We start from the raw sequence: 19,914 nt of genomic DNA, 5'->3' as shown, positions 1-19,914 counted from the left end.
TTATTTTTCAAGTTCAAACCCGACATTGACATTTACTGACATTGAAACCTCGCCAGCCTGTACCGGTGCTGCTTCTGCAGAATCCATAGACATCTTTGCCATCATTGGTGCGGGTGCATAGGCTTGTGGAACATAACCACCGCTTTCACTGATTGAAGTGATGCGTTTGATTTTCATACCCGCAGATTTTGCATATAAATCAGCACGAGCAAGCGCTTTTTTCATCGCCTCAACACGTGCGCCGTCAAGGGCTTTATCGGGGTCATCAATAGTAAAATTAGGGCCAGAAACATTATTCATGCCTTTTTCAACCATAGAATCAAGCACAGGGCCAACTTTTGCCATATCATGAATGCGTACAGTTACAGTATTCGATACCTGATAGCCTTTGATAATTGGTGGTTTGTTTGAAACATATACATATTGCGGGCTGATGGCGAAACCACTGGTTTGAATGTCTTTATCGGCAATTCCCGATGCTTTAATGGCGGCAATTGCCGCATTCATGGCACGCGAATTATCTGCCATAGCGGTTTTTGCATCTTTTGCCTGTGTGATTACGCCACCGGAAACAATCGCCAAATCAGGCGTTTGTTTGATTTCAGCAGAGGCATTGATGAACATCGTGGTTGGCGATGGTTGATTGCAACAAGTAGTTTGCGCAAACGCACTTCCTGCAATTAGCCCAGATGCCATAACAGATGCAGCAGCCATTAAACCAAGTTTCTTTTTAAAATTTTTCATAAATTCCTCCTAAATGGATATTTTGCATTAATAGGGCGTCGAAGCTGAACAATATTGTAACAAAATGCTCCCAATAAGGACCGATTTTAGGCTTTTTTGCGGCATTGTTAACTTTAAGCAGCAACAGATTGCAGATTTCACCAACATTTGCACTTGGCTTTTTCAATTTTCGCCATTAGTTAGGTTTTCAAACTGCATGGTTTTAAACGTGGGTCTTTAGCTCAGTTGGTTAGAGCCGGCCGCTCATAACGGTCTGGTCGTTGGTTCGAGTCCAACAAGACCCACCAGCCTTCGCCCTTCGGGCTTCGGCTCGGCAAGCCATTTAGGCTTGACTAGCAGAAGGTGAAGGGCGAAGGCTGTCGCGCCGTAGCTTTAGCGAAGGCGGACTTTTGCCATAGCAAATACATCATATCTAAAGCTTTTAAAGGATATTTCGCGTGAAGTACGTTTACATCCTCCAAAGCATTTCTTTTCCTGATAATTATTATACTGGCGTTACCGACGATTTAGAAAAGCGCCTAAAAAAGCATAACTCTGGTGATGTGTCCCACACCTCAAAATATCGCCCATGGAAGTTAAAATCATTCATTGCTTTTGATGATGAAATCAAAGCTTTAGAGTTTGAAAAATATCTAAAAACAGGCTCTGGGCGGGCATTTGCAAAAAAGCATTTATAAATATATAAGCCGCCTTTTGTAATATTGAAAAGTATATTGGGATAACTTCGCCGCATGGCAAATGATATTGTTCTTCAATTAAAAGATATTTGCCTTGTAAGGGGTGCAAAACCGATTTTTTCGGGTGTTGATTTATCGCTTTTAACGCGTGAACGCATGGCATTGGTTGGGCCCAATGGTGTTGGCAAATCAACGCTTTTGCAAATTATTTCTGGGCATATGGAATTTGACCAGGGTGAGCGCGTACTGGCCACCGGTGCAACCATTTCCACACAATTCCAAGAACCTGATTTTACGGGTTTTACCGACATTGTCGAATGGGTTTCCCAAGATATTCCCACTACCCATAATGACGAACGTGAACAAGGAATTGTCCGCGCACAGGCAATTGCCGCACTTCATGATTTTGGCCTTGAAGAAAACATAAATATTCAAGGTCTTTCTGGTGGTGAAGCGCGCCGCGCCGCCTTGGCACGGGTTTTTGCCGCCGAACCAGATTTGATGCTTCTTGATGAGCCAACAAACCATTTAGACGTTGCCGCCATCGAAGCATTAGAGGAAAAATTAAAGGCGTATAAAGGCGCAATCCTTCTTATTTCGCACGATAGAACCTTTTTGGAAAATGTTTCGACATCATGTCTATGGCTTAGGAATGGCAAGGCAAAGAAACTGGGGCAATCGTTCAAAGCCTTTGATGAATGGGCAGAAAATATTGAACAACAAGAAGCGCGCGCCCTTGAAAAACTTGATTTACGTCTCAAAGAAGAAACCCATTGGCTGTCACGCGGTGTTACCGCAAGGCGGACAAGAAATATGGGGCGTTTACGCAGGCTTTATGAAATGCGTGAACAACGTGTGCAGGTTTTGGCAAACCTATCGGGTGCTGCGGCAAATGTTAAAGCGCAATCGGGTGACATATCATCCAAACTGGTTCTCGAGGCCAAAAATGTTCAAAAGGCCTTTGACGCAAAACGCCCACTTATCAAAGATTTCAACCTTCGGATTTTACGCGGTGACCGGATTGGTATCGTTGGCCCCAACGGGATTGGTAAATCAACGCTAATAAAAATGTTGGTTGGTGAACTAAACCCGGATAGTGGTAATATACGCCGCGCCAAAAACTTAACGCTTTCATACCTTGATCAATCACGCGCAAAATTAGACCCCAAAGCCACACTTTGGGAAACTTTTGCCCCGCATGGTGGCGATATGATTATGGTGCAAGATGTGCAGCGTCACGTCGCCGCCTATGCCAAGGATTTCTTATTTTCTTCGGCACAATTACGCCAACCGGTTGGCTCTTTTTCAGGTGGGGAGCGTAACCGTGTTATGCTTGCGCTTTCTATGGCGCGACCTAGCAATTTCCTTGTCCTCGATGAGCCGACAAACGATTTGGACATGGATACTTTGGATGTTTTAGAAGAAGTATTGGCAAATTATGATGGCACAATCATTCTTGTAAGCCATGATAGGGCATTTTTGGATCATGTCGTAACCTCAACCCTTGCCCCACTCGGTGATGGAAGATGGCTTGAAACCGCCGGCGGCTGGAGTGATTTATCAGCGCAAAACCTGCAATTAATTACCCATAAACCGCAAAAAGTGGTGGTCAAAAAAGCACCACCACCGCCCGCCGCACCAAAAGTTCAAACCAAGCTAAGCTATAAAGATGAGTATCGCCTTTCTGAGCTTGAAAAGCTTATTCCGCAATTAGAAGAAAAAATTATCAAATTAGAAGAAAAATTGTCCCAAGACGGTCTTTATGCCAAATCACCCGATGAATTTACCCGCCTTAGTGTAGAATTGGACAATGCCAAAGAAATTCTTGATAATTATGAAATGGAATGGCTTGAGATAGAAGAGAAAAAAGCCACATTGGTTAAATCTTAATCTAATTTTAACCGAATAATTGAAAACATCGCCTTTAAAATTGCGCAATTTGCATTTTTTAAGGGGCAGAATGTGTCTGTAAAGTTGAAATTAAATCCTAAAAAAGGTCTTTATTTTTCTTTGCCATTGGTGGCAATGACCGCAATTTCCACGACATTTGCCTTTGCCCAATACGCCCAAATGGCTAATAATACACAAATTACAAGCAATAACGTGCCGCAAGGCATGGCACGCACCGCGACAATCCAAGAATGCGCACAAGCCTGCGCGGCCAATATGTCTTGTGGTTCATTTGTTTATTACACCCAGGCGGCAATGGCCAATGTTTGCCAACTTACATCATCACAAACACCTTTGAATGTGGTTGGGGCGATTTCTGGCGTTCCACACCGTTCGCAATCAATGGGTGCGCCGACAAACACCCCCATTAACGCAACAAGCCCACAAAAAACCACAGCTACAAATTATCAAAACGTAACAAATAATCAAAATCGTGGCACTGGAAATTATGCGGTTACGCCACTTCCTTATGGCTCGGCGGCAAATACACCAAACTGGAACGCGCGCCCAAATCCACAGCCGCAAGTTCAATATAATCCCCAAACGCAACAGGCACCACAAGGTGGCGCAATAAGCTTTGTTCGCCCTGAAAATAATCAGCAGCAACAAGGCCAAATGCAGAAATACAATCCGCAACCGCAATACCAACCACAGGCTTCTTATCAACCACAGCAATATAAACCGGCACCAGCACCACAACCGCAACAATATCAACAAGTTCCGGTTACACAGGTGCAAACATACACGCCGACACCTGCCCCACAGCAGCAATATTCATACGCACAACCAACAAACACACCACAACAAAGCTATTCGGCGAATGACGTAAATTATCAAAGCCATTCAAAACAGCCAGTTCCTGAATATTCGGTTGCCCGCGCCACAGAGCAGGCTAATCAACAATTAATGCAACAACAGGCCCTACAACAACAGGCCCTACAACAACAGGCAATGCAACAACAGGCGGCACAACAAAACATCGATGCTGTGGCAAAACCTGTACGAGAGGCCAATCTTGGGCCACTTCGTCCGTCGGCAAAAACCCAAATGGAATATGATAAATATCGCGACAAGGATGGTATGGTTGATGCCGCTGCAATGCGCCGCGATATGTTGAAAAATGAAAAAAGCCCGCGTTATTCAGTTGAATCTGAATGGCAAGGCATCGCACAAACGTCTGATGCAAATCAGGCCGCAAAAATTTATGAAAACTCTGCACCTGTCCCACTACCGCCGGAAGTAAGCGAAAAAGACATTTTAACTGAAGACACGGCCGATGCCGCTACAAAACCTAAAAAGAAAGGTTTGTTTTCAAAAATATTTAAACGCGAACTTGACGAATATGCCGAACCGGCAAGCGAAGATAGCGCAGACAACAACCAAAACGATGGTCCATTACGCAGAAAATGATTGTAATTAATTATTTTTTGCACATTTTATTTACTTAATTATGTAATGATAATTATGCTTATTTTATTCTGGTAAATGCCAGATGACTACATTAGGGGGCGATATGGAAATTGGTCAAAGATATACCAAATTATTGGAAGTCGCCAAGGTAGATTCCTCCGAGAGAAGACGTGAATTATTAAACGAAATTACCGATTTATTCTTTGAATCCGAAGAAAAAACGCAGGTTGAAACCGCATTATTCGGCGAGTTGATGGCAAAAGTTGCCTTTGAACTTAATCAAGAAGTTCGTAAAGAATTATCAATGAAGTTTGAAGGTGGCGAAGCCCCGCGTGAGCTTGCGATTGCACTTGCCAATGACACTATTGATGTTGCATATCCAATCATTCGTTCGTCAAAATCATTTACAGACGGCGACTTGATTCAAATCGTTGCCGACAAAGAAACCCAATATCAATTAGCGGTTACCGAACGTGAAACCCTTTCAGAAGCGGTTTCTGATGCCTTGGTTGATCATGGTGATGATAATGTTGTTGCATCATTGTTACGTAACGAAGGCGCAAAAATTGGTGACACAACTTATGGAAAAGTTGTTGAACGTGCCGAAGCCAACCCCGCATTACACCACCCATTTGTTATGCGTCAAAGCGTGCCTTTGGAATTCCTAAACGAAGTTTATATGACGGTTGGCCCGAACCTACGCCGAGAAATCATGGAGCGTAACCAGAACGTTACCCCAGAAGAATTAAACCGCGCAATGGAAAAAGCGAAACAACGCGTCGTAATCAGAAATTCGGCATTGCCAGAAGATTACGAACGTATGGAACGCAAATTATTGATTATGAAATCAACCAATAGCTTCTCACCGCAGCAATTACCAAATATCTGGCGCAACGGCGACCATACTTTATTCCGTCTTGCTTTTGCAGATTTATGCGGCCTTGATTATCAAACAATTGATAATCTTGTTAAGCGCAAAGATATTGATGGCCTTGCAATGTTGTGCCGCGCCAAAGATTTGGAACGTGGGCTTTTTGTTGCGCTTGCAGTGTTCGTTTTAGGTGACGAAGGTATGGGCAATGCCGAAAAACTTGGCAAGCTATACAATGATGTTCCAACCGATGCCGCAGGTCGTGCATTACGCTTTATGCAAGTTCGAATGAACGTTACCAAAAACGCGGCTTAGGTTTCCAAAAACTTCGCGAAATCTTCAACTAGGCTCGCGACAGCGACTTCTGCGATTTTTGCGCCCTTCTCCACGCTTGCTTGGGTGGGGTCGGATGAAATACGGCCATCGGCAAAGCGATTGCGGTAGTCAACTGCATCACGAATTGGGCCTTCGGGGGCAATTTTCGGGTCAAGCACCATTTGGTTCAAAACCTCGCGTTCTGGATAGCCCCAATAAGTTAGAGCAACTTCGGATGCTGTACCATGTGAGCCATGCCCAGTTGGGAACATTTCAAAACATAATTTGGTGATATTTGGCAATTCCCACCAATTCATCATTTTATGGGCAAAAGGCGCTTTTTCATTTTTGAATGAATATGGATAATAAGTTTCAGAAAATGCCGCATTAATGGTCGCACAATTGCCGCCATGCCCATTAAGCCAGTAAATATGCGTAAAACCGTGTTTAACGAGTGAATTCGTCCAATCAACAATGGTTGCAATCATGGTTGACGGTCTAAGCGCCATTGATCCCGCAAACCCCATATGGTGTTGTGCCTGCCCCACCGCAAAAGTTGGCCCAATAAGCAAATCATTATTTTTTTCTGCTTCATATGCAATTAATTGCGGGCAAAGGGCATCGGTTCCGATTAATCCGGTTGGTCCATGTTGTTCATGTGAACCAATTGGAATGATAATTCCAGTTTTGCCTGATTTAATGCGTTGTTCAACTTCTTGCCATGTGGCGGTGGTTAGTAACATTTATCTTCCTGTTTTGGCGTATAATTAATTTGGTCAACAAATATTTAGCGCACCAAAACAACAAAGCAAATGTTTTATGCTCCTGATGGCTGTGGGCTGCGTTTTGCGCCTTTCAGATTGGCACCCGCAAAAATCGCACCGTGCAAATCAGCCTCCATAAAACTTGCTTGTTCTAGGTTCGATTTATCAAACCGTGCATAACGCAATTCTGCACCATCAAAACTAGCATGTTTAATCGTGGTTTGATTTACCGGCAGGGGCGACAAATTCGCACCACGAAAATCAGCTTTTACAAGACGCGCACCCTTAAAACTCGCACCCCTTAAATCGCAATTTACAAAAACCGCGCCGCGCAAATCGGCATTTTCAAAATTCGCACCTTGCAACTGGGCTTCCATGAAAATAATGCCGGTTGCCACAACTTCAATTGCGGTTAACGCCGTTAGATTCATGCCACGTAAAAAAGTTGGCAAAGGGCGTAAATCCCGCTTGCTAAAGTTCGCGTGGCGACCAGATTTTCCATTGGTTTTCCACCATTCCTGATGCTCTGATGCCATTACCTTTAATTCATCAACAGATTCCATTGATTTTTCGTCAGGCGATAATAATGCACCCTTTATTGCATCACCACTTGGCATTCGACCGCCAAAATCTGTGCGTGTAAGAATTGCGTCGTGAAATAATGCCCCCTCAAGACGCGCACCTTTTAAATCCGCCCCTTCGAGATTGGCACCACCCAGATCAGCATTTTTCAATTGCGCACCAGTAAGCTTGGCACCACGCATCGAACAATCACGAAAGACCGCGCCATTTGCTGCTGCACCATTAAAACGCGATGCGTCAAGCGTTGCACCAGTAAAATTGGCACTTTCGGCATCACCAGCAATTTTTTTATGCTTTATAACGGTAAAGCCATTTACCTTATCACTGTATGCGACCACGCCCTCACGGAAATCGACTTCTGACAGATCTGCGAACGACATATCAGCCCCCGCAAGATATGCGCCGCGCACGTCCGCCCGATGCATACTAGCAGATTTTAAATCGGCATTGCGGAAGTTTGCACCCGTAAGAACCGCACGATTAAACTTTGCCTTTACCAAACGCGCATGTTCAAAGTTGCACCCCGTCAAGTCTGCATCAGTGAAATCGGCACCCGATAAATCTTTCTTTGAAAAGTCTGCCATCCGTAGCACAAGGCGTTTTCCGCCATTTCTGGCAAGAAACAAACGGTGCATGTTAATCAATTCCGCAAGAATCGCGTCATCGATTTTAAGATAATTAACAGTCATTTATAATTATATTCTCCCTGACCTGTTATATTATTTAAGAAAAACAAATATATAGATGTTTTGAAGCTCAGGTAAATCATTATTTTATTAAGAAAATAATACTATTTACTCTCTAAGGGTGAAAATAATATAAAATGCCTCAAAATTATTCGAACATTGATGCAATTTAATTCTTATTATTACTTGCTAATAATAGGTTTTTACTAATGTAATGCCTTGTGTAAAATAATAAAAAAACTGCATAGCACCAAAGTAGTAGTTGACTACAAGCTATGAAATCTTGCAAATGAGCCATCCGTTAGAACAACAAATTAAAAACTAGGGTTCACCCAAACAAGGTTTATATTGAGGAATACCAAATATGTCTAATTACGCACCTCCCGCAGACTTGGCGGCAAATGCCCATATTAACAAAGAAAAATATGAGGAAATGTACAAACAGTCTATTACCGACCCAGATACTTTTTGGGCGGAACAGGCGAAAACATTAGATTGGTTTAAAGAGCCAACCCAAATCAAAACCACATCATTTGATGAAGATACTTTTGGCATTGAATGGTTTAAAGACGGCGAATTAAACGTTTCTTACAATTGTATTGACCGCCACCTTGAAACGCGTGGTGAACAAATTGCAATTATTTGGGAAGGCGACAACCCAAAGGAAAGCAAAACCTATACCTATAAACAGCTTCATCTTGAAGTTTCTAAATGGGCAAATACCCTACGTTCATTGAACGTGCATAAGGGCGACCGCGTTACAATTTATCTTCCAATGATTCCAGAGGCGGCATTTGCAATGCTTGCTTGTACCCGTATTGGTGCAATTCACTCTGTGGTTTTTGGTGGCTTCAGTGCCGAATCATTGGCGCAACGTATCGAAGACTGCGACAGTAAGCTTCTAATTACCGCTGACTTTTCGGTTCGTGGCGGCAAAACCGTTCCACTAAAAGCAAATGCCGATATTGCGGCATCTATGTGCCCTGTGCTTGAGCATATTTTGGTGGTGGCACGTACTGGCGATCCAGTAAACATGATGGCGGGTCGTGACGTTTATTACCATGATGCTTCGCGCCACGTTTCACCGCGTTGTGAGCCGATTGCATACCCTGCGGAAACACCGCTTTTCATCCTTTATACTTCTGGCTCAACCGGCAAACCAAAGGGCGTATTGCACACTACTGGTGGCTATTTGCTTCATGCCTCTTTGACCCATAAATATGTTTTTGATTACAAAGACGGTGAAATTTATTGGTGTACTGCGGATGTGGGTTGGGTAACCGGTCACTCTTATATCGTTTATGGCCCGCTTGCGAATGGCGCGACTACATTAATGTTTGAAGGTGTGCCTTCATACCCTGATGCTTCACGTTTCTGGGAAGTTGTTGATAAGCACCAAGTAAATATTTTCTATACTGCGCCAACTGCAATCCGCGCACTTATGCGTGATGGCGATGAGCCGGTTAAGAAAACTTCTCGTAAATCACTACGTATCCTTGGTTCTGTTGGCGAGCCTATCAACCCAGAAGCATGGCGCTGGTATTACGAAGTACCAGGCGACAGCCGTTGCCCGATTGTTGATACATGGTGGCAAACTGAAACTGGTGGTGCAATGATTACCCCACTTCCGGGTGCAACCACATTGAAACCAGGTTCGGCAACCTTGCCATTTTTTGGCGTGCAGCCTGCATTGGTTGATGCCGAAGGAAAAGAGCTTGAAGGCGCAACCGAAGGCAACCTTATCATCAAAGATTCTTGGCCAGGTCAGATGCGCACCATCTATAACGACCATTACCGCTTCTTCACCACCTATTTCACCACCTATAAAGGCTATTACTTTACTGGTGACGGTGCGCGCCGTGATGAGGATGGCTATTTCTGGATTACTGGTCGCGTGGATGATGTTATCAACGTTTCTGGTCACCGCTTTGGTACTGCTGAAATCGAGTCTGCATTGGTATCGCATGGTAAAGTTGCCGAGGCTGCTGTGGTTGGTTATCCGCACGACATCAAAGGCCAAGGTATCTATGCCTATGTAACCCTTAACCTTGGTGATGAGCCATCAGACGAATTGCGCAAGGAGCTTGTGTCATGGGTTCGCCAACATATTGGTCCAATTGCAAGCCCTGATAAAATTCAGTTTGCAACAATCGGCTTGCCAAAAACCCGCTCTGGTAAAATTATGCGCCGTATCTTGCGTAAAATTGCCGAGGATGATTTTGGTGCATTGGGTGATACTTCAACCCTTGCCGATCCATCAGTTGTTGATGATTTGATTGAAAATCGCCAAAACAAAAAAGATTAAAAGCAAAGTTTAATAATTGCCTATCAGGAGAGATGCCGCCGCGTGGAAACACCGGCGGCATTTATATTAAAATGGAATTTACAATAAGGTTCACATAATTTTGTTTTGAAATTTTTGGGGTTTGGCTTGGCACGCTACTGTCATCAAGCAGGCCATCAATCACAAGTGTTATATAACCATGCAAGAAGGACCAAATATCATTGGCCAAGGTGGCAATTAACAACGTGTCCTTAAAACCATTTTTTTGTGAAATTCTTTCGATTACCATATTAATTGGCAAACGGCATTGGGCAATCGCCTGCGCTAAATCCTCATCATTTGATTTCATCACTTCACGATTGAACATCGTGCGGTAATACCCCTCATTTTCAAGGGCAAAATCAATATAGGCGTTCAGCATACCAAATAATAACGGCCGTGGGCGTAGGTTTTTGCTTTTTTGAAACTCATCATCAAGACATTTTGCCAAAAGCAAATATCCATTTGCCGCCACCGCAGCCAATAACTCATTCTTTGATTCAAAATGGCGATAAACCGCGGCATGGGTAACACCCAATGAATTGGCAATTTCACGCATTGAAATTTCGGTATTTTTTTGTGTCGATACAAAATTAATTGACGCACCAATTAATTCATCTTTTAGGTTGCCGTGATGAAATTTTTTTTCTTCAATCATTATCGCCACACAAAGTTACCAAAAAACATTAAAAGTAATTGGATAGTAAAAGTCCAAATACAACAAATAAATATTTAACCATTAGTTGCATAAGGTTAAACGCTTATACTAATTCATTTTTTACTTCACTCGAAATTAACATAAAACCAACAGAAATTCTTGATTTTTAAATCATATTTGCGGACAAAATAATTTAGTGTTATGGCTTGATGATGTATTCAAAAACTATATTGGTAACTGGCGGCGCGAAAAGAATTGGCGAATGCATATGCAAACATTTCGCGCAAAACGGTTGGCGCGTTTTAATACATTACAACAAGTCGGAAACAAATGCCCAAAGCCTTGCCAAACAAATCAATGAATCTGGTGGCAGCGCAGAAACAATTTGTTTTGACTTAAATCAGCCAGATAAAATCGACAATATTATCAAAGAATTGTGCGTAAATTATCCTGATTTACGTGTCATAATAAATAATGCCGCCATATTTGAATATGATGATGCCAAGGCCGCAGATAAACAAATTTTCGATGCGGCAATGATGGTAAATTGCCTTTCCCCCATTTTGATTACACAGGCCTTTGCAAAATACGGCGATAAATCATTCCCACGAAATGTTATAAATATTCTTGATCAAAAGCTTGAAAACCTTAACCCCGATTATTTTTCATATACGATTTCAAAATTCGCATTATCGGGTGCAATGGCAATGCTTGTAATGGAAATGGATAAACAAGGCATACGAATAAATAATATTTCGCCCGGTATTACTTTGCAAAGCGGGGATCAAACCGAAGAAGAATTTGCAAAAACCTGTAAAATGAATCTTTTACAAAAGCCGGTTTCAGCACAGGCAATTGCCAATGCCGCAATGATGCTTGTAAACACCAATATTGCCAATGGGCAAACCATTCACGTTGATTGCGGGCAGCATTTAATCCCCCAAGAACGCGATGTTATGTTCCTTATCAGAGAGAGTTAATTTGACCTATACTTTATTTTTAAAAAACTATCAGGCGGACTTTTCAATTGGGATACATGATTTTGAAAAGGCAGCACGCCAGCGCCTGATTATTAACATTGAACTTGTGGTCAACAAAACAACTTTCAATGATGATATTGAAAATGTTCTTAATTATGATTTTTTGGTGGCGGAACTAGATAAATTACGATTGCAACAACATTTCAATCTGCAAGAAACCTTATGCGAACAGATGATTGATATTTGCAAAACCAACCCGCAATTAATTGCAATGAAAATCACCACCGAAAAGCCCGATGTCTATCCAAATTGTGAAAGCGTTGGTTGTGCAATGAGTTGGAAAAGATAATTACAGCTTTTGTTGCCAGTTTATATCTTCGTAATAGCCATGATTGGCATCATGTTCAGACACAGATACTTTGCGTAAAACTGCATTGCCATATTGTGCCCTACCCGCTTCTAGCCATTCACTTACACGCTCAAAAATCATTTTGGCAAATAATTCAACGCTTAGGGCAGGAACTACAAGCAAATCTATAATTTGTTTTTCGTGCAATTGCTTGAACATCTCAAGTTCAGGGTCAGTTTCGGCAACAAAAGTCTTGTGATCAAAATTATCGACCAGATATTGTTTAATTTCTTTTAGGCCGCCAAACGGAATTACCCAATTCCTGCTATCAAGCTCTAGGGATACAAATTCCAAAGACACTCGTAACGCATAGCCATGCAAAAAATGGCAGTGCGAACTATCCGACCATTGGCGAAAACAAACCGATAGCCCCAAAGCATGGTCGTAATTTTTCACTACGCCAAATACATAATTAGATTGGTCTTTATTAATGTCTGCCACGATGGCCCCCAAAACCTTAAAAAAAATGCCCGCATTCGCGGACACGCCCTATAAAGCAAGATTTTGTTTATAGCAAAGATATTCGGCACAAATGTGCCGTTTCGTCTTTATACAGCCCAAGAAAACCAAAATGATTCATGGTGGGCGTCATAGAATTTTTTAAGGCGTTCTGGATTAACCGCACTATACCCAAATACAGTGTAATGAACCAAGCTTCCACATATTGGTGAAATGAATAAATGCGCCAATAACATTGAATCATTTATTTTTAATTCTTTGCTTTTTTGCGCGCGTTCAAACAATGCGTTAACCGCTTCAAGAAAGCGGGCCTGCATTTTATCATAAACAACCTTTGTAATTTCTGGGCAAACCCCCGCCTCCATAATGGCGATTTTATAAGGGGTTAGGATGAATGAACTCAAAATCATATCGTAATAAGTTTCGAGAATTTTTTTAGTAACAACGCGTGCACTATCTTTAGAATTATTAATATAATCAATTAATTGATCATATTCATCTGTAATTACTTCTTCAAACCATTCTGCAAACAGTTTTTCTTTGGAATCGAAATAGCGATAAACCACCGGCTTTGTAACACCAATATAATCCGCAATATCAGTCATGCGGGTTCCGTAATAACCCTGTTTACCGAATAATTCACTCGCGGCATCAATAATTTGCTGCCTTCTATCCTTTGCAATAGATTTACTTATAGCGTCCAATATATCAATCCCAAGACCATCGTTTTGTTTATATTTATAACATAAATTAATTCATGTTAAATTTTTGTGGGATTTTTGAACATTTTATTAACCATGAATAGCTGTTTATTCAGTTACTCAACGGTATTACAAAAAAAATTGCAGTATAAGCACCTTTTTTACTTTAAATACTCCATTTTATTTCAAATTTAGCAAAAAAAAGACCGCTGATATACTATCAGCGGTCTTTAAATATTAAATTTTATTTGGGTGATTAGAAGTCCATACCACCCATGCCGCCCATGCCACCCGGCATTGCAGGCATTCCAGCATCTTTCTTAGGTGCATCAACAATCGCAGCCTCAGTAGTGATGATAAGAGCAGCAACAGAAGCAGCATCTTGAAGAGCAGTACGAACTACTTTCATTGGGTCGATGATGCCCGCTTTTACCATATCAACATATTCTTCGGTTTGCGCGTTAAAGCCGAAAGCACGATCTTTGTTTTCAAGAATTTTTGAAACAACGATTGAACCTTCAACGCCAGCGTTTTCAACGATTTGGCGGATAGGTGATTGAAGTGCGCGGCGAACGATTGCAATACCTGCGTTTTCGTCGTCATTGATGCCTTCAACTTTGATTGCTTCAGAAGCGCGAAGAAGTGCAGTACCACCACCAGGGACGATACCTTCTTCAACCGCTGCGCGGGTTGCGTTCAATGCATCATCAACGCGGTCTTTGCGCTCTTTAACTTCAACTTCTGTCATGCCGCCAACACGGATAACAGCAACACCGCCGGCTAATTTAGCAAGACGTTCTTGAAGTTTTTCACGGTCATAATCAGAAGAAGTTTCTTCGATTTGGCGTTTGATTTGCGCAACGCGTGCTTCGATTTCTTCTTTAGAGCCGGCACCGTCAACGATGGTTGTATCGTCTTTTTTCACGGTTACTTTTTTCGCAGTACCAAGCATGTCCAAAGTAACGGTTTCAAGTTTGATGCCCAAATCTTCAGAAATAACTTGACCACCGGTCAAGATTGCAAGGTCTTCAAGCATTGCTTTACGACGATCGCCAAAGCCAGGTGCTTTAACCGCACATACTTTCAAGCCACCGCGAAGTTTGTTTACAACAAGTGTTGCAAGTGCTTCACCTTCTACATCTTCAGCAATAATCAAAAGCGGGCGACCGTTTTGAACAACTGCTTCCAAAATTGGCAACATTGGTTGCAAAGAACCGATTTTTTTCTCGAAAATCAAAATCATTGGATCTTCAAGAATTGCTTCCATTTTGTCGGCATTGGTCACGAAATATGGTGACAAATAACCACGGTCGAATTGCATACCTTCAACAACGTCAAGTTCGGTATCAGCTGATTTAGCTTCTTCAACAGTGATAACGCCTTCATTGCCAACTTTGCTCATGGCGTCGGCAATCATTTGACCGATTGACGCTTCACCGTTTGCAGAGATTGTACCAACTTGGGCAATTTCTTCTGAACCAGAAACTTTTTTCGCAGAATCTTGAAGATCCGCAACAACATCAGCAACCGCTTTGTCGATACCGCGTTTAAGATCCATAGGGTTACGACCAGATGAAACAGCTTTCATGCCTTCGCGAACGATTGCTTGGGCAAGAACGGTTGCAGTAGTAGTACCGTCACCAGCAATGTCATTGGTTTTTGACGCAACTTCACGAAGAAGCTGTGCGCCAAGGTTTTGAAACTTGTCTTCAAGTTCGATTTCTTTGGCAACTGATACACCGTCTTTGGTGGTGCGTGGTGCGCCGAAAGATTTTTCGATAACAACGAAACGACCTTTAGGGCCAAGGGTAACTTTTACCGCATTCGCAAGAATGTCCACACCCTGCAACATTTTTTCGCGGGCATCAGAACCGAAATTAACTGTTTTAGCAGCCATTTTTATCTCCAATTAAAAATTTTTATTAGCCCAGAATACTAAGCCAAAATACCAAGAATATCGGTCTCTTTCATAATCAACAGGTCTTGACCGTCGATTTTAACTTCTGTTCCAGACCATTTGCCGAAAAGCACTTTGTCGCCAACTTTAACTTCAAGAGCAACAAATTTGCCATCTTCGTCACGAACGCCAGAACCAACAGCGATAATTTCGCCTTCTTGTGGCTTTTCCTTTGCGGTATCAGGAATGATGATACCACCGGCAGTTTTAGTTTCTTCTTCAGTGCGTTTTACCAAAACGCGGTCACCTAATGGACGAAAGCTCATAGAAATACTCCCTTTGTATGAGTTTCAGAAAAATATAAATTAGCAAAACATCACGGGGATAAATTAGCACTCACCCCACTCGACTGCTAACAAGCCTGAGGTAGGATTGCGGGAGCAAAGAGTCAAGGGTTTACTGCAAGAAGTTTTTGTAAAACCTGACGCATAACAAAAACAAATGCGCCTCAAAGAATTGCTTCTGCCATTTATTACTTGTATTTTCTCAAAACATTGTAATAAGCCCTAATGCAAATCATTTTTAAAAATCGCAAAATGCCTATGATTATGGGTATTGTTAATGCCACGCCGGATAGTTTCTCTGACGGTGGTCGGTTTTTTGACACCGAAATTGCGCTTGAACACGCGCTTAAACTTATAAAAGATGGCGCGGATATCGTTGATATTGGCGGCGAAAGCACACGTCCTGGCGCAAAAGAAGTATCAGTAGAAGAAGAAATTAAGCGCGTTGTTCCGTTGATTGAAAAAATCCGCGCAAATTCTGATGTTTTAATTTCAATCGACACCCGTAAACCCGAAGTTGCCACAGCCGCAATAAAAGCCGGCGCCAATATTTGGAATGATGTAAGCGCATTGACATTTAGCGATAATTCATTGGAAACCGCAGTGAAACTTGGCGTTCCTGTTGTGATAATGCATTCTGGTGGTGATCCAGAAACCATGCAAAATAATCCAGCCTACAAGGATGTTTGCACCGATATTCTGGCATTTTTATCAGCACGTATCGGCGCATGTATTCAAGCAGGAATGAAGCGCGAAAACATCATTCTTGATGTTGGTATTGGCTTTGGCAAAACGCTTGAACATAATTTATCACTGCTTTCACGCCATAGCAGGTTTCAGGCCTTGGGCTGCCCGGTATTACTTGGGGCATCACGTAAATCATTAATTGGTAAAATTGATGAAAGTGCTGTGGATCCACTATCACGGGTTGGTGGTTCATTGGCAATTGCGCTTTTTGGGGCGGATAATGGTGCGGATATTGTTCGCGTACATGATGTCTATGAAACCCATCAGGCATTTTTGGTGCGTGCAGCAATAGAAGCACGCAAAGCGATTGATTATTAAACCTTATCCCCACGTTCGCCCCTGCCCTCATTATCACTCCATAGGAGTTGATAATGACAATAGAGACCGAAAAACTATACACGCATTCATTTGAGTTTGACCAAGCCGGTTGGCGCTGGTCACATTTTAGTGTCGATGAATTAAAATGTGACTGCGAACACTTCTGCGAGGGTGAATATTACCATGCCCCCAAATTTCTTGATGCGCTGGAAAAAATGCGCCGCACTTTAGGCGCGCCAATCATTATAAATTCGGGGCGACGTTGCGCGGGGCATAATCACGCGGTTGGCGGTGCAAGCCAATCAATGCATACAAAAGAAATCGCAATTGATATCAAAATACAGCCCCATCCACGGAAATCACTTTATGAGGCCGCCATTCAATGCGGTTTTACCGGAATGGGTTTTGGCGTAAACTTCATGCACCTTGATATGGGCAGAAAAAGAAGATGGGATTACCCCCACGCTATTGAATTATGGAAAAAAGAATTGGGGTTTAATCCGTTGATGCGGTGAAATTCCATATTGTCACCTTTATTAAATCACGGCATCCTGATTTAAAATAAAATAGGGGCAGGAAATGGCAAAAATTCTGGTAATTGATGAGGGTACATCGTCAACCCGTGCAGCAGTTTATAATAAAAACTTCTCGCGTGGGGAATTTGTGCAAATGCCTGTCCCGCTTATATCGCCGTCCCCCGACATTGTTGAACAGGATGCCAATATTATCTGGCAAAATACGCTTGCAGTCGCCAAACAGGCGGCAAATGGGCAAGAAATTGATTGCATTGGCATAACCAACCAACGCGAAACCACAATTCTTTGGGAAAGAAAAACCGGAAGGCCAATTCACAACGCACTTGTTTGGCAAGACAGGCGCGGTGCAGATTTTGGTGATGAATTACGCGCCAATGGTCTTGAAAAGATTTTAAACGAAAAAACAGGCCTTCTTGCAGATCCATATTTTAGCGCATTTAAAATCCGTTGGTTATTACAAAATATTGATGGGCTTTTTGCACGCTGTGTTGCGGGGGAAATTACGTTTGGTACTGTCGATAGCTGGCTGGTTTGGAATTTAACCGGCGGCAAAGTTCACGCTACTGATGCATCTAACGCATCACGCACTGCCATTTTCAATATTCACACCAACCAGTGGGATATGGAATTATTGGCAATGTTTTCCATCCCACCGCAAATCTTGCCCGAAGTCCGCGCTTCAGATGCTAATTTTGGCGAAACAAATTTATTTGGCACCCCCGTCCCCATCACTGGAATTTTGGGCGATCAACAAGCTGCATTGATGGGGCAAAATTGTTCCACAAGCGGGCAGGCAAAAATCACCTTTGGCACAGGTGCATTTTTAATGGTGCAATTAGAGGATAAGCCGATAAACTCCAGCAATAAAATGCTTTTGACCGTCGCAAATCGAATAAATGGCAAAACCAATTATGCCCTAGAGGGAGCGGTTTTAAATGCGGGAACGGCAATTCAATATGTTCGTGATGAATTGGGGTTGGTTAAAAATGCCGATGAAACCGAAGAATTGGCAAAATCCATTCCTGATAATGGCGGGGTATATTTTGTGCCGGCCTTTACTGGTCTTGGCGCCCCACATTGGCGGACGGATGCACGCGGAATTATTACTGGATTGGGGCGTAAAACGGGGCGCGCCCATATTGTGCGTGCCGCGTTGGAGGCAAGCGCCTACCAAACCCTTGATTTACTTGAGGCATTAAAAAATGATGGAGTAAATATAGAAGTAATGCGAATTGACGGTGGCATGGTTCATAATGAATTCTTTTGCCAGTTCCTTGCCGATATTTGCAATATTATCGTTGAAAAACCAGATAATCTTGAAATGACCGCAATGGGTGCGGCCCGAATTGCAATCATCAATTCATCAGCAGATATAATAACCGCCAAAACCTATAAACCGCAAATGCCAACTGAATTAAGGCAAAACCTTATAAAAGGTTGGCAAAATGCGGTTGCTAAGGCATGATTATTTTACAATAAACGGAATATTGTCTTTTTCACTATCGCCATCAATTGGCAGAGTTAACGCGGCATTCCATGCCTCTGCCTCAGTTTTATAAGGGCAATCAGTTTGTTTTTGCACCCTATCCGCCGGGCATTGAAGGACATAGGTTTGGAAAATCATTTGTCCTTCTTTTTTCACAAATACACCGCGCGAATAAATTGCGGTATTCATCATTTCGATGTCTTCGGCGGTCTCAGGCTTATCTTTTTCAGAAAGAGGCAAAGAGAAAGCAAAGGCATAAGTATCTTTTTCAGTTGGCGACTTTTTAAACCAGATTTTTGCCTTATGAAGCTGATTATTATCAAGATACGATAATTCATTGGCCGGGCTATTCTTCTGTATATCAATCAAAAGAACGTCACCATTGCTTTTGTCGCCGGTTGCGCCAGTCTTGTCAGCATTTATAACCGCGTCTTCGCTAAGGACAAAGGTCACCTTATCTTTATTATCAAACGGCCAATCAGACACGGCATTGGGTAATGGTGCAGTAACCGTTGTGCACCCTGCCAAGCCTACAAAACCTAATAATGTGATGATTTTTCTAAACATTTCCCACCTTCCAAAAGTTAAGAAATGTTAACTAAAATAAAATTAAGGCTTTAATTCGGCAAATCTGTCACGAATTTTTCTATCAAGCTGATTACGAACTTCGATAAAGGCGTCCATACGTTGTTCGCGCGTTCCTTCGGCTAATGATGGATCGAATGTATTCCAAAATTCGACCTCAAGCGATAAATGGCGTGTAAATTCAAGCGCGCGGTGATGTGCCTCTGGTGAAAGGGTTATGATTAAATCAAAATTATCATCATCAAGCATATCAAAAGTTTTTGCACGATGTTTAGACAAATCAACGCCCAAATCATCCATTGCAAAAACCGCCATTGGGTCAATCGTTCCCTTTCTAAGACCGCATGAATCACAATAAGCGCGCGTCCCAAAACGAAGTTTAAATAATGCCTCCGCCATTGGTGAACGTATCGAATTCATTGTGCATGCAAAAAGTATCGCCTGTGGCGGTCTCAAAAAGCTGGGTTCCATT

General features: G+C 42.4%; 20 protein-coding genes and 1 tRNA gene. 11 read left to right on the top strand and 10 right to left on the bottom strand.

Going from position 1 to position 19,914, the window contains the following annotated elements:
• Nucleotides 1-744 (bottom strand): SIMPL domain-containing protein, encoded by a 744-nt coding sequence (locus tag KXV15_RS04690; protein ID WP_240006993.1) that lies wholly within the window; start codon nucleotides 742-744, stop codon nucleotides 1-3.
• Nucleotides 745-954: 210 nt separating this feature from the next.
• On the opposite strand from KXV15_RS04690, the gene KXV15_RS04685 reads away from it, so the two are divergent.
• From KXV15_RS04685 to KXV15_RS04665, 5 genes are all read left to right on the top strand, one after another.
• Nucleotides 955-1,031: transfer RNA gene (locus tag KXV15_RS04685), tRNA-Ile, on the top strand.
• A 150-nt stretch (nucleotides 1,032-1,181) separates the two neighbouring features.
• Entirely contained in the window at nucleotides 1,182-1,421 is a 240-nt protein-coding gene (locus tag KXV15_RS04680; protein WP_240006992.1) for a GIY-YIG nuclease family protein, read from the top strand.
• Nucleotides 1,422-1,475: 54 nt separating this feature from the next.
• On the top strand, nucleotides 1,476-3,311 hold the full coding sequence (locus KXV15_RS04675; protein WP_240006991.1) for an ABC-F family ATP-binding cassette domain-containing protein: 1,836 nt from the start codon (nucleotides 1,476-1,478) through the stop codon (nucleotides 3,309-3,311).
• 72 nt (nucleotides 3,312-3,383) lie between these two features.
• Nucleotides 3,384-4,781 (top strand): PAN domain-containing protein, encoded by a 1,398-nt coding sequence (locus KXV15_RS04670; protein ID WP_240006990.1) that lies wholly within the window; start codon nucleotides 3,384-3,386, stop codon nucleotides 4,779-4,781.
• A 103-nt stretch (nucleotides 4,782-4,884) separates the two neighbouring features.
• Nucleotides 4,885-5,967 (top strand): DUF2336 domain-containing protein, encoded by a 1,083-nt coding sequence (locus tag KXV15_RS04665; RefSeq protein ID WP_240006989.1) that lies wholly within the window; start codon nucleotides 4,885-4,887, stop codon nucleotides 5,965-5,967.
• Here KXV15_RS04665 and KXV15_RS04660 read toward each other — a convergent pair.
• Nucleotides 5,964-6,710, bottom strand: a complete 747-nt coding sequence (locus KXV15_RS04660) for a creatininase family protein (protein ID WP_240006988.1) — start codon at nucleotides 6,708-6,710, stop codon at nucleotides 5,964-5,966. The genes KXV15_RS04665 and KXV15_RS04660 overlap by 4 nt on opposite strands.
• Before the next feature lie 74 nt (nucleotides 6,711-6,784).
• Nucleotides 6,785-8,002, bottom strand: coding sequence for a pentapeptide repeat-containing protein (locus KXV15_RS04655; protein WP_240006987.1), 1,218 nt, complete (start codon nucleotides 8,000-8,002; stop codon nucleotides 6,785-6,787).
• Between the two features lie 361 nt (nucleotides 8,003-8,363).
• On the opposite strand from KXV15_RS04655, the gene acs reads away from it, so the two are divergent.
• Nucleotides 8,364-10,304: an acetate--CoA ligase gene (gene acs / locus KXV15_RS04650; protein ID WP_240006986.1), complete on the top strand. Its 1,941-nt coding sequence runs from the start codon at nucleotides 8,364-8,366 to the stop codon at nucleotides 10,302-10,304.
• Between the two features lie 61 nt (nucleotides 10,305-10,365).
• On the opposite strand, the gene KXV15_RS04645 is transcribed toward acs, so the two are convergent.
• Nucleotides 10,366-10,980: a TetR/AcrR family transcriptional regulator gene (locus tag KXV15_RS04645; RefSeq protein ID WP_240006985.1), complete on the bottom strand. Its 615-nt coding sequence runs from the start codon at nucleotides 10,978-10,980 to the stop codon at nucleotides 10,366-10,368.
• Nucleotides 10,981-11,189: 209 nt separating this feature from the next.
• Between KXV15_RS04645 and KXV15_RS04640 the strand changes: the two genes are divergently transcribed.
• On the top strand, nucleotides 11,190-11,960 hold the full coding sequence (locus tag KXV15_RS04640) for an SDR family NAD(P)-dependent oxidoreductase (protein ID WP_240006984.1): 771 nt from the start codon (nucleotides 11,190-11,192) through the stop codon (nucleotides 11,958-11,960).
• Between the two features lies 1 nt (nucleotide 11,961).
• Nucleotides 11,962-12,309 carry a dihydroneopterin aldolase gene (locus KXV15_RS04635; RefSeq protein WP_240006983.1) on the top strand — a complete coding sequence of 116 codons (348 nt, stop codon included), beginning with the start codon at nucleotides 11,962-11,964 and terminating at the stop codon, nucleotides 12,307-12,309.
• Here KXV15_RS04635 and KXV15_RS04630 read toward each other — a convergent pair whose 3' ends face one another.
• From KXV15_RS04630 to groES, 4 genes are all read right to left on the bottom strand, one after another.
• Nucleotides 12,310-12,810: a 6-pyruvoyl trahydropterin synthase family protein gene (locus KXV15_RS04630; RefSeq protein ID WP_240006982.1), complete on the bottom strand. Its 501-nt coding sequence runs from the start codon at nucleotides 12,808-12,810 to the stop codon at nucleotides 12,310-12,312.
• Nucleotides 12,811-12,917: 107 nt separating this feature from the next.
• Nucleotides 12,918-13,532, bottom strand: a complete 615-nt coding sequence (locus KXV15_RS04625) for a TetR/AcrR family transcriptional regulator (protein WP_240006981.1) — start codon at nucleotides 13,530-13,532, stop codon at nucleotides 12,918-12,920.
• Between the two features lie 253 nt (nucleotides 13,533-13,785).
• Nucleotides 13,786-15,426, bottom strand: coding sequence for a chaperonin GroEL (gene groL / locus KXV15_RS04620; protein ID WP_240006980.1), 1,641 nt, complete (start codon nucleotides 15,424-15,426; stop codon nucleotides 13,786-13,788).
• A 38-nt stretch (nucleotides 15,427-15,464) separates the two neighbouring features.
• Complete coding sequence (gene groES, locus KXV15_RS04615) at nucleotides 15,465-15,752, bottom strand: co-chaperone GroES (protein ID WP_240006979.1); 288 nt, start codon at nucleotides 15,750-15,752, stop codon at nucleotides 15,465-15,467.
• 270 nt (nucleotides 15,753-16,022) lie between these two features.
• On the opposite strand from groES, the gene folP reads away from it, so the two are divergent.
• From folP to KXV15_RS04600, 3 genes are all read left to right on the top strand, one after another.
• Nucleotides 16,023-16,835, top strand: coding sequence for a dihydropteroate synthase (folP, locus tag KXV15_RS04610; RefSeq protein ID WP_240006978.1), 813 nt, complete (start codon nucleotides 16,023-16,025; stop codon nucleotides 16,833-16,835).
• A 53-nt stretch (nucleotides 16,836-16,888) separates the two neighbouring features.
• Nucleotides 16,889-17,350 carry a D-Ala-D-Ala carboxypeptidase family metallohydrolase gene (locus KXV15_RS04605; protein ID WP_240006977.1) on the top strand — a complete coding sequence of 154 codons (462 nt, stop codon included), beginning with the start codon at nucleotides 16,889-16,891 and terminating at the stop codon, nucleotides 17,348-17,350.
• A 64-nt stretch (nucleotides 17,351-17,414) separates the two neighbouring features.
• Complete coding sequence (locus KXV15_RS04600) at nucleotides 17,415-18,836, top strand: FGGY family carbohydrate kinase (protein WP_240006976.1); 1,422 nt, start codon at nucleotides 17,415-17,417, stop codon at nucleotides 18,834-18,836.
• Here KXV15_RS04600 and KXV15_RS04595 read toward each other — a convergent pair whose 3' ends face one another.
• The gene (locus KXV15_RS04595) at nucleotides 18,837-19,424 is read right to left on the bottom strand and encodes a hypothetical protein (protein WP_240006975.1); all 588 of its coding nucleotides are present in this window, start codon (nucleotides 19,422-19,424) and stop codon (nucleotides 18,837-18,839) included.
• A 42-nt stretch (nucleotides 19,425-19,466) separates the two neighbouring features.
• Nucleotides 19,467-19,913: an arsenate reductase ArsC gene (locus KXV15_RS04590; protein ID WP_275671545.1), complete on the bottom strand. Its 447-nt coding sequence runs from the start codon at nucleotides 19,911-19,913 to the stop codon at nucleotides 19,467-19,469.
• Nucleotide 19,914 lies beyond the last annotated feature (1 nt).

This window comes from Pseudaquidulcibacter saccharophilus (assembly GCF_019455445.1).
Taxonomy (GTDB): domain Bacteria; phylum Pseudomonadota; class Alphaproteobacteria; order Caulobacterales; family Aquidulcibacteraceae; genus Pseudaquidulcibacter; species Pseudaquidulcibacter saccharophilus.
The sequence above is the reverse complement of the archived record's forward strand: the minus strand, read 5'-3'. Positions and strand labels throughout refer to the sequence as shown.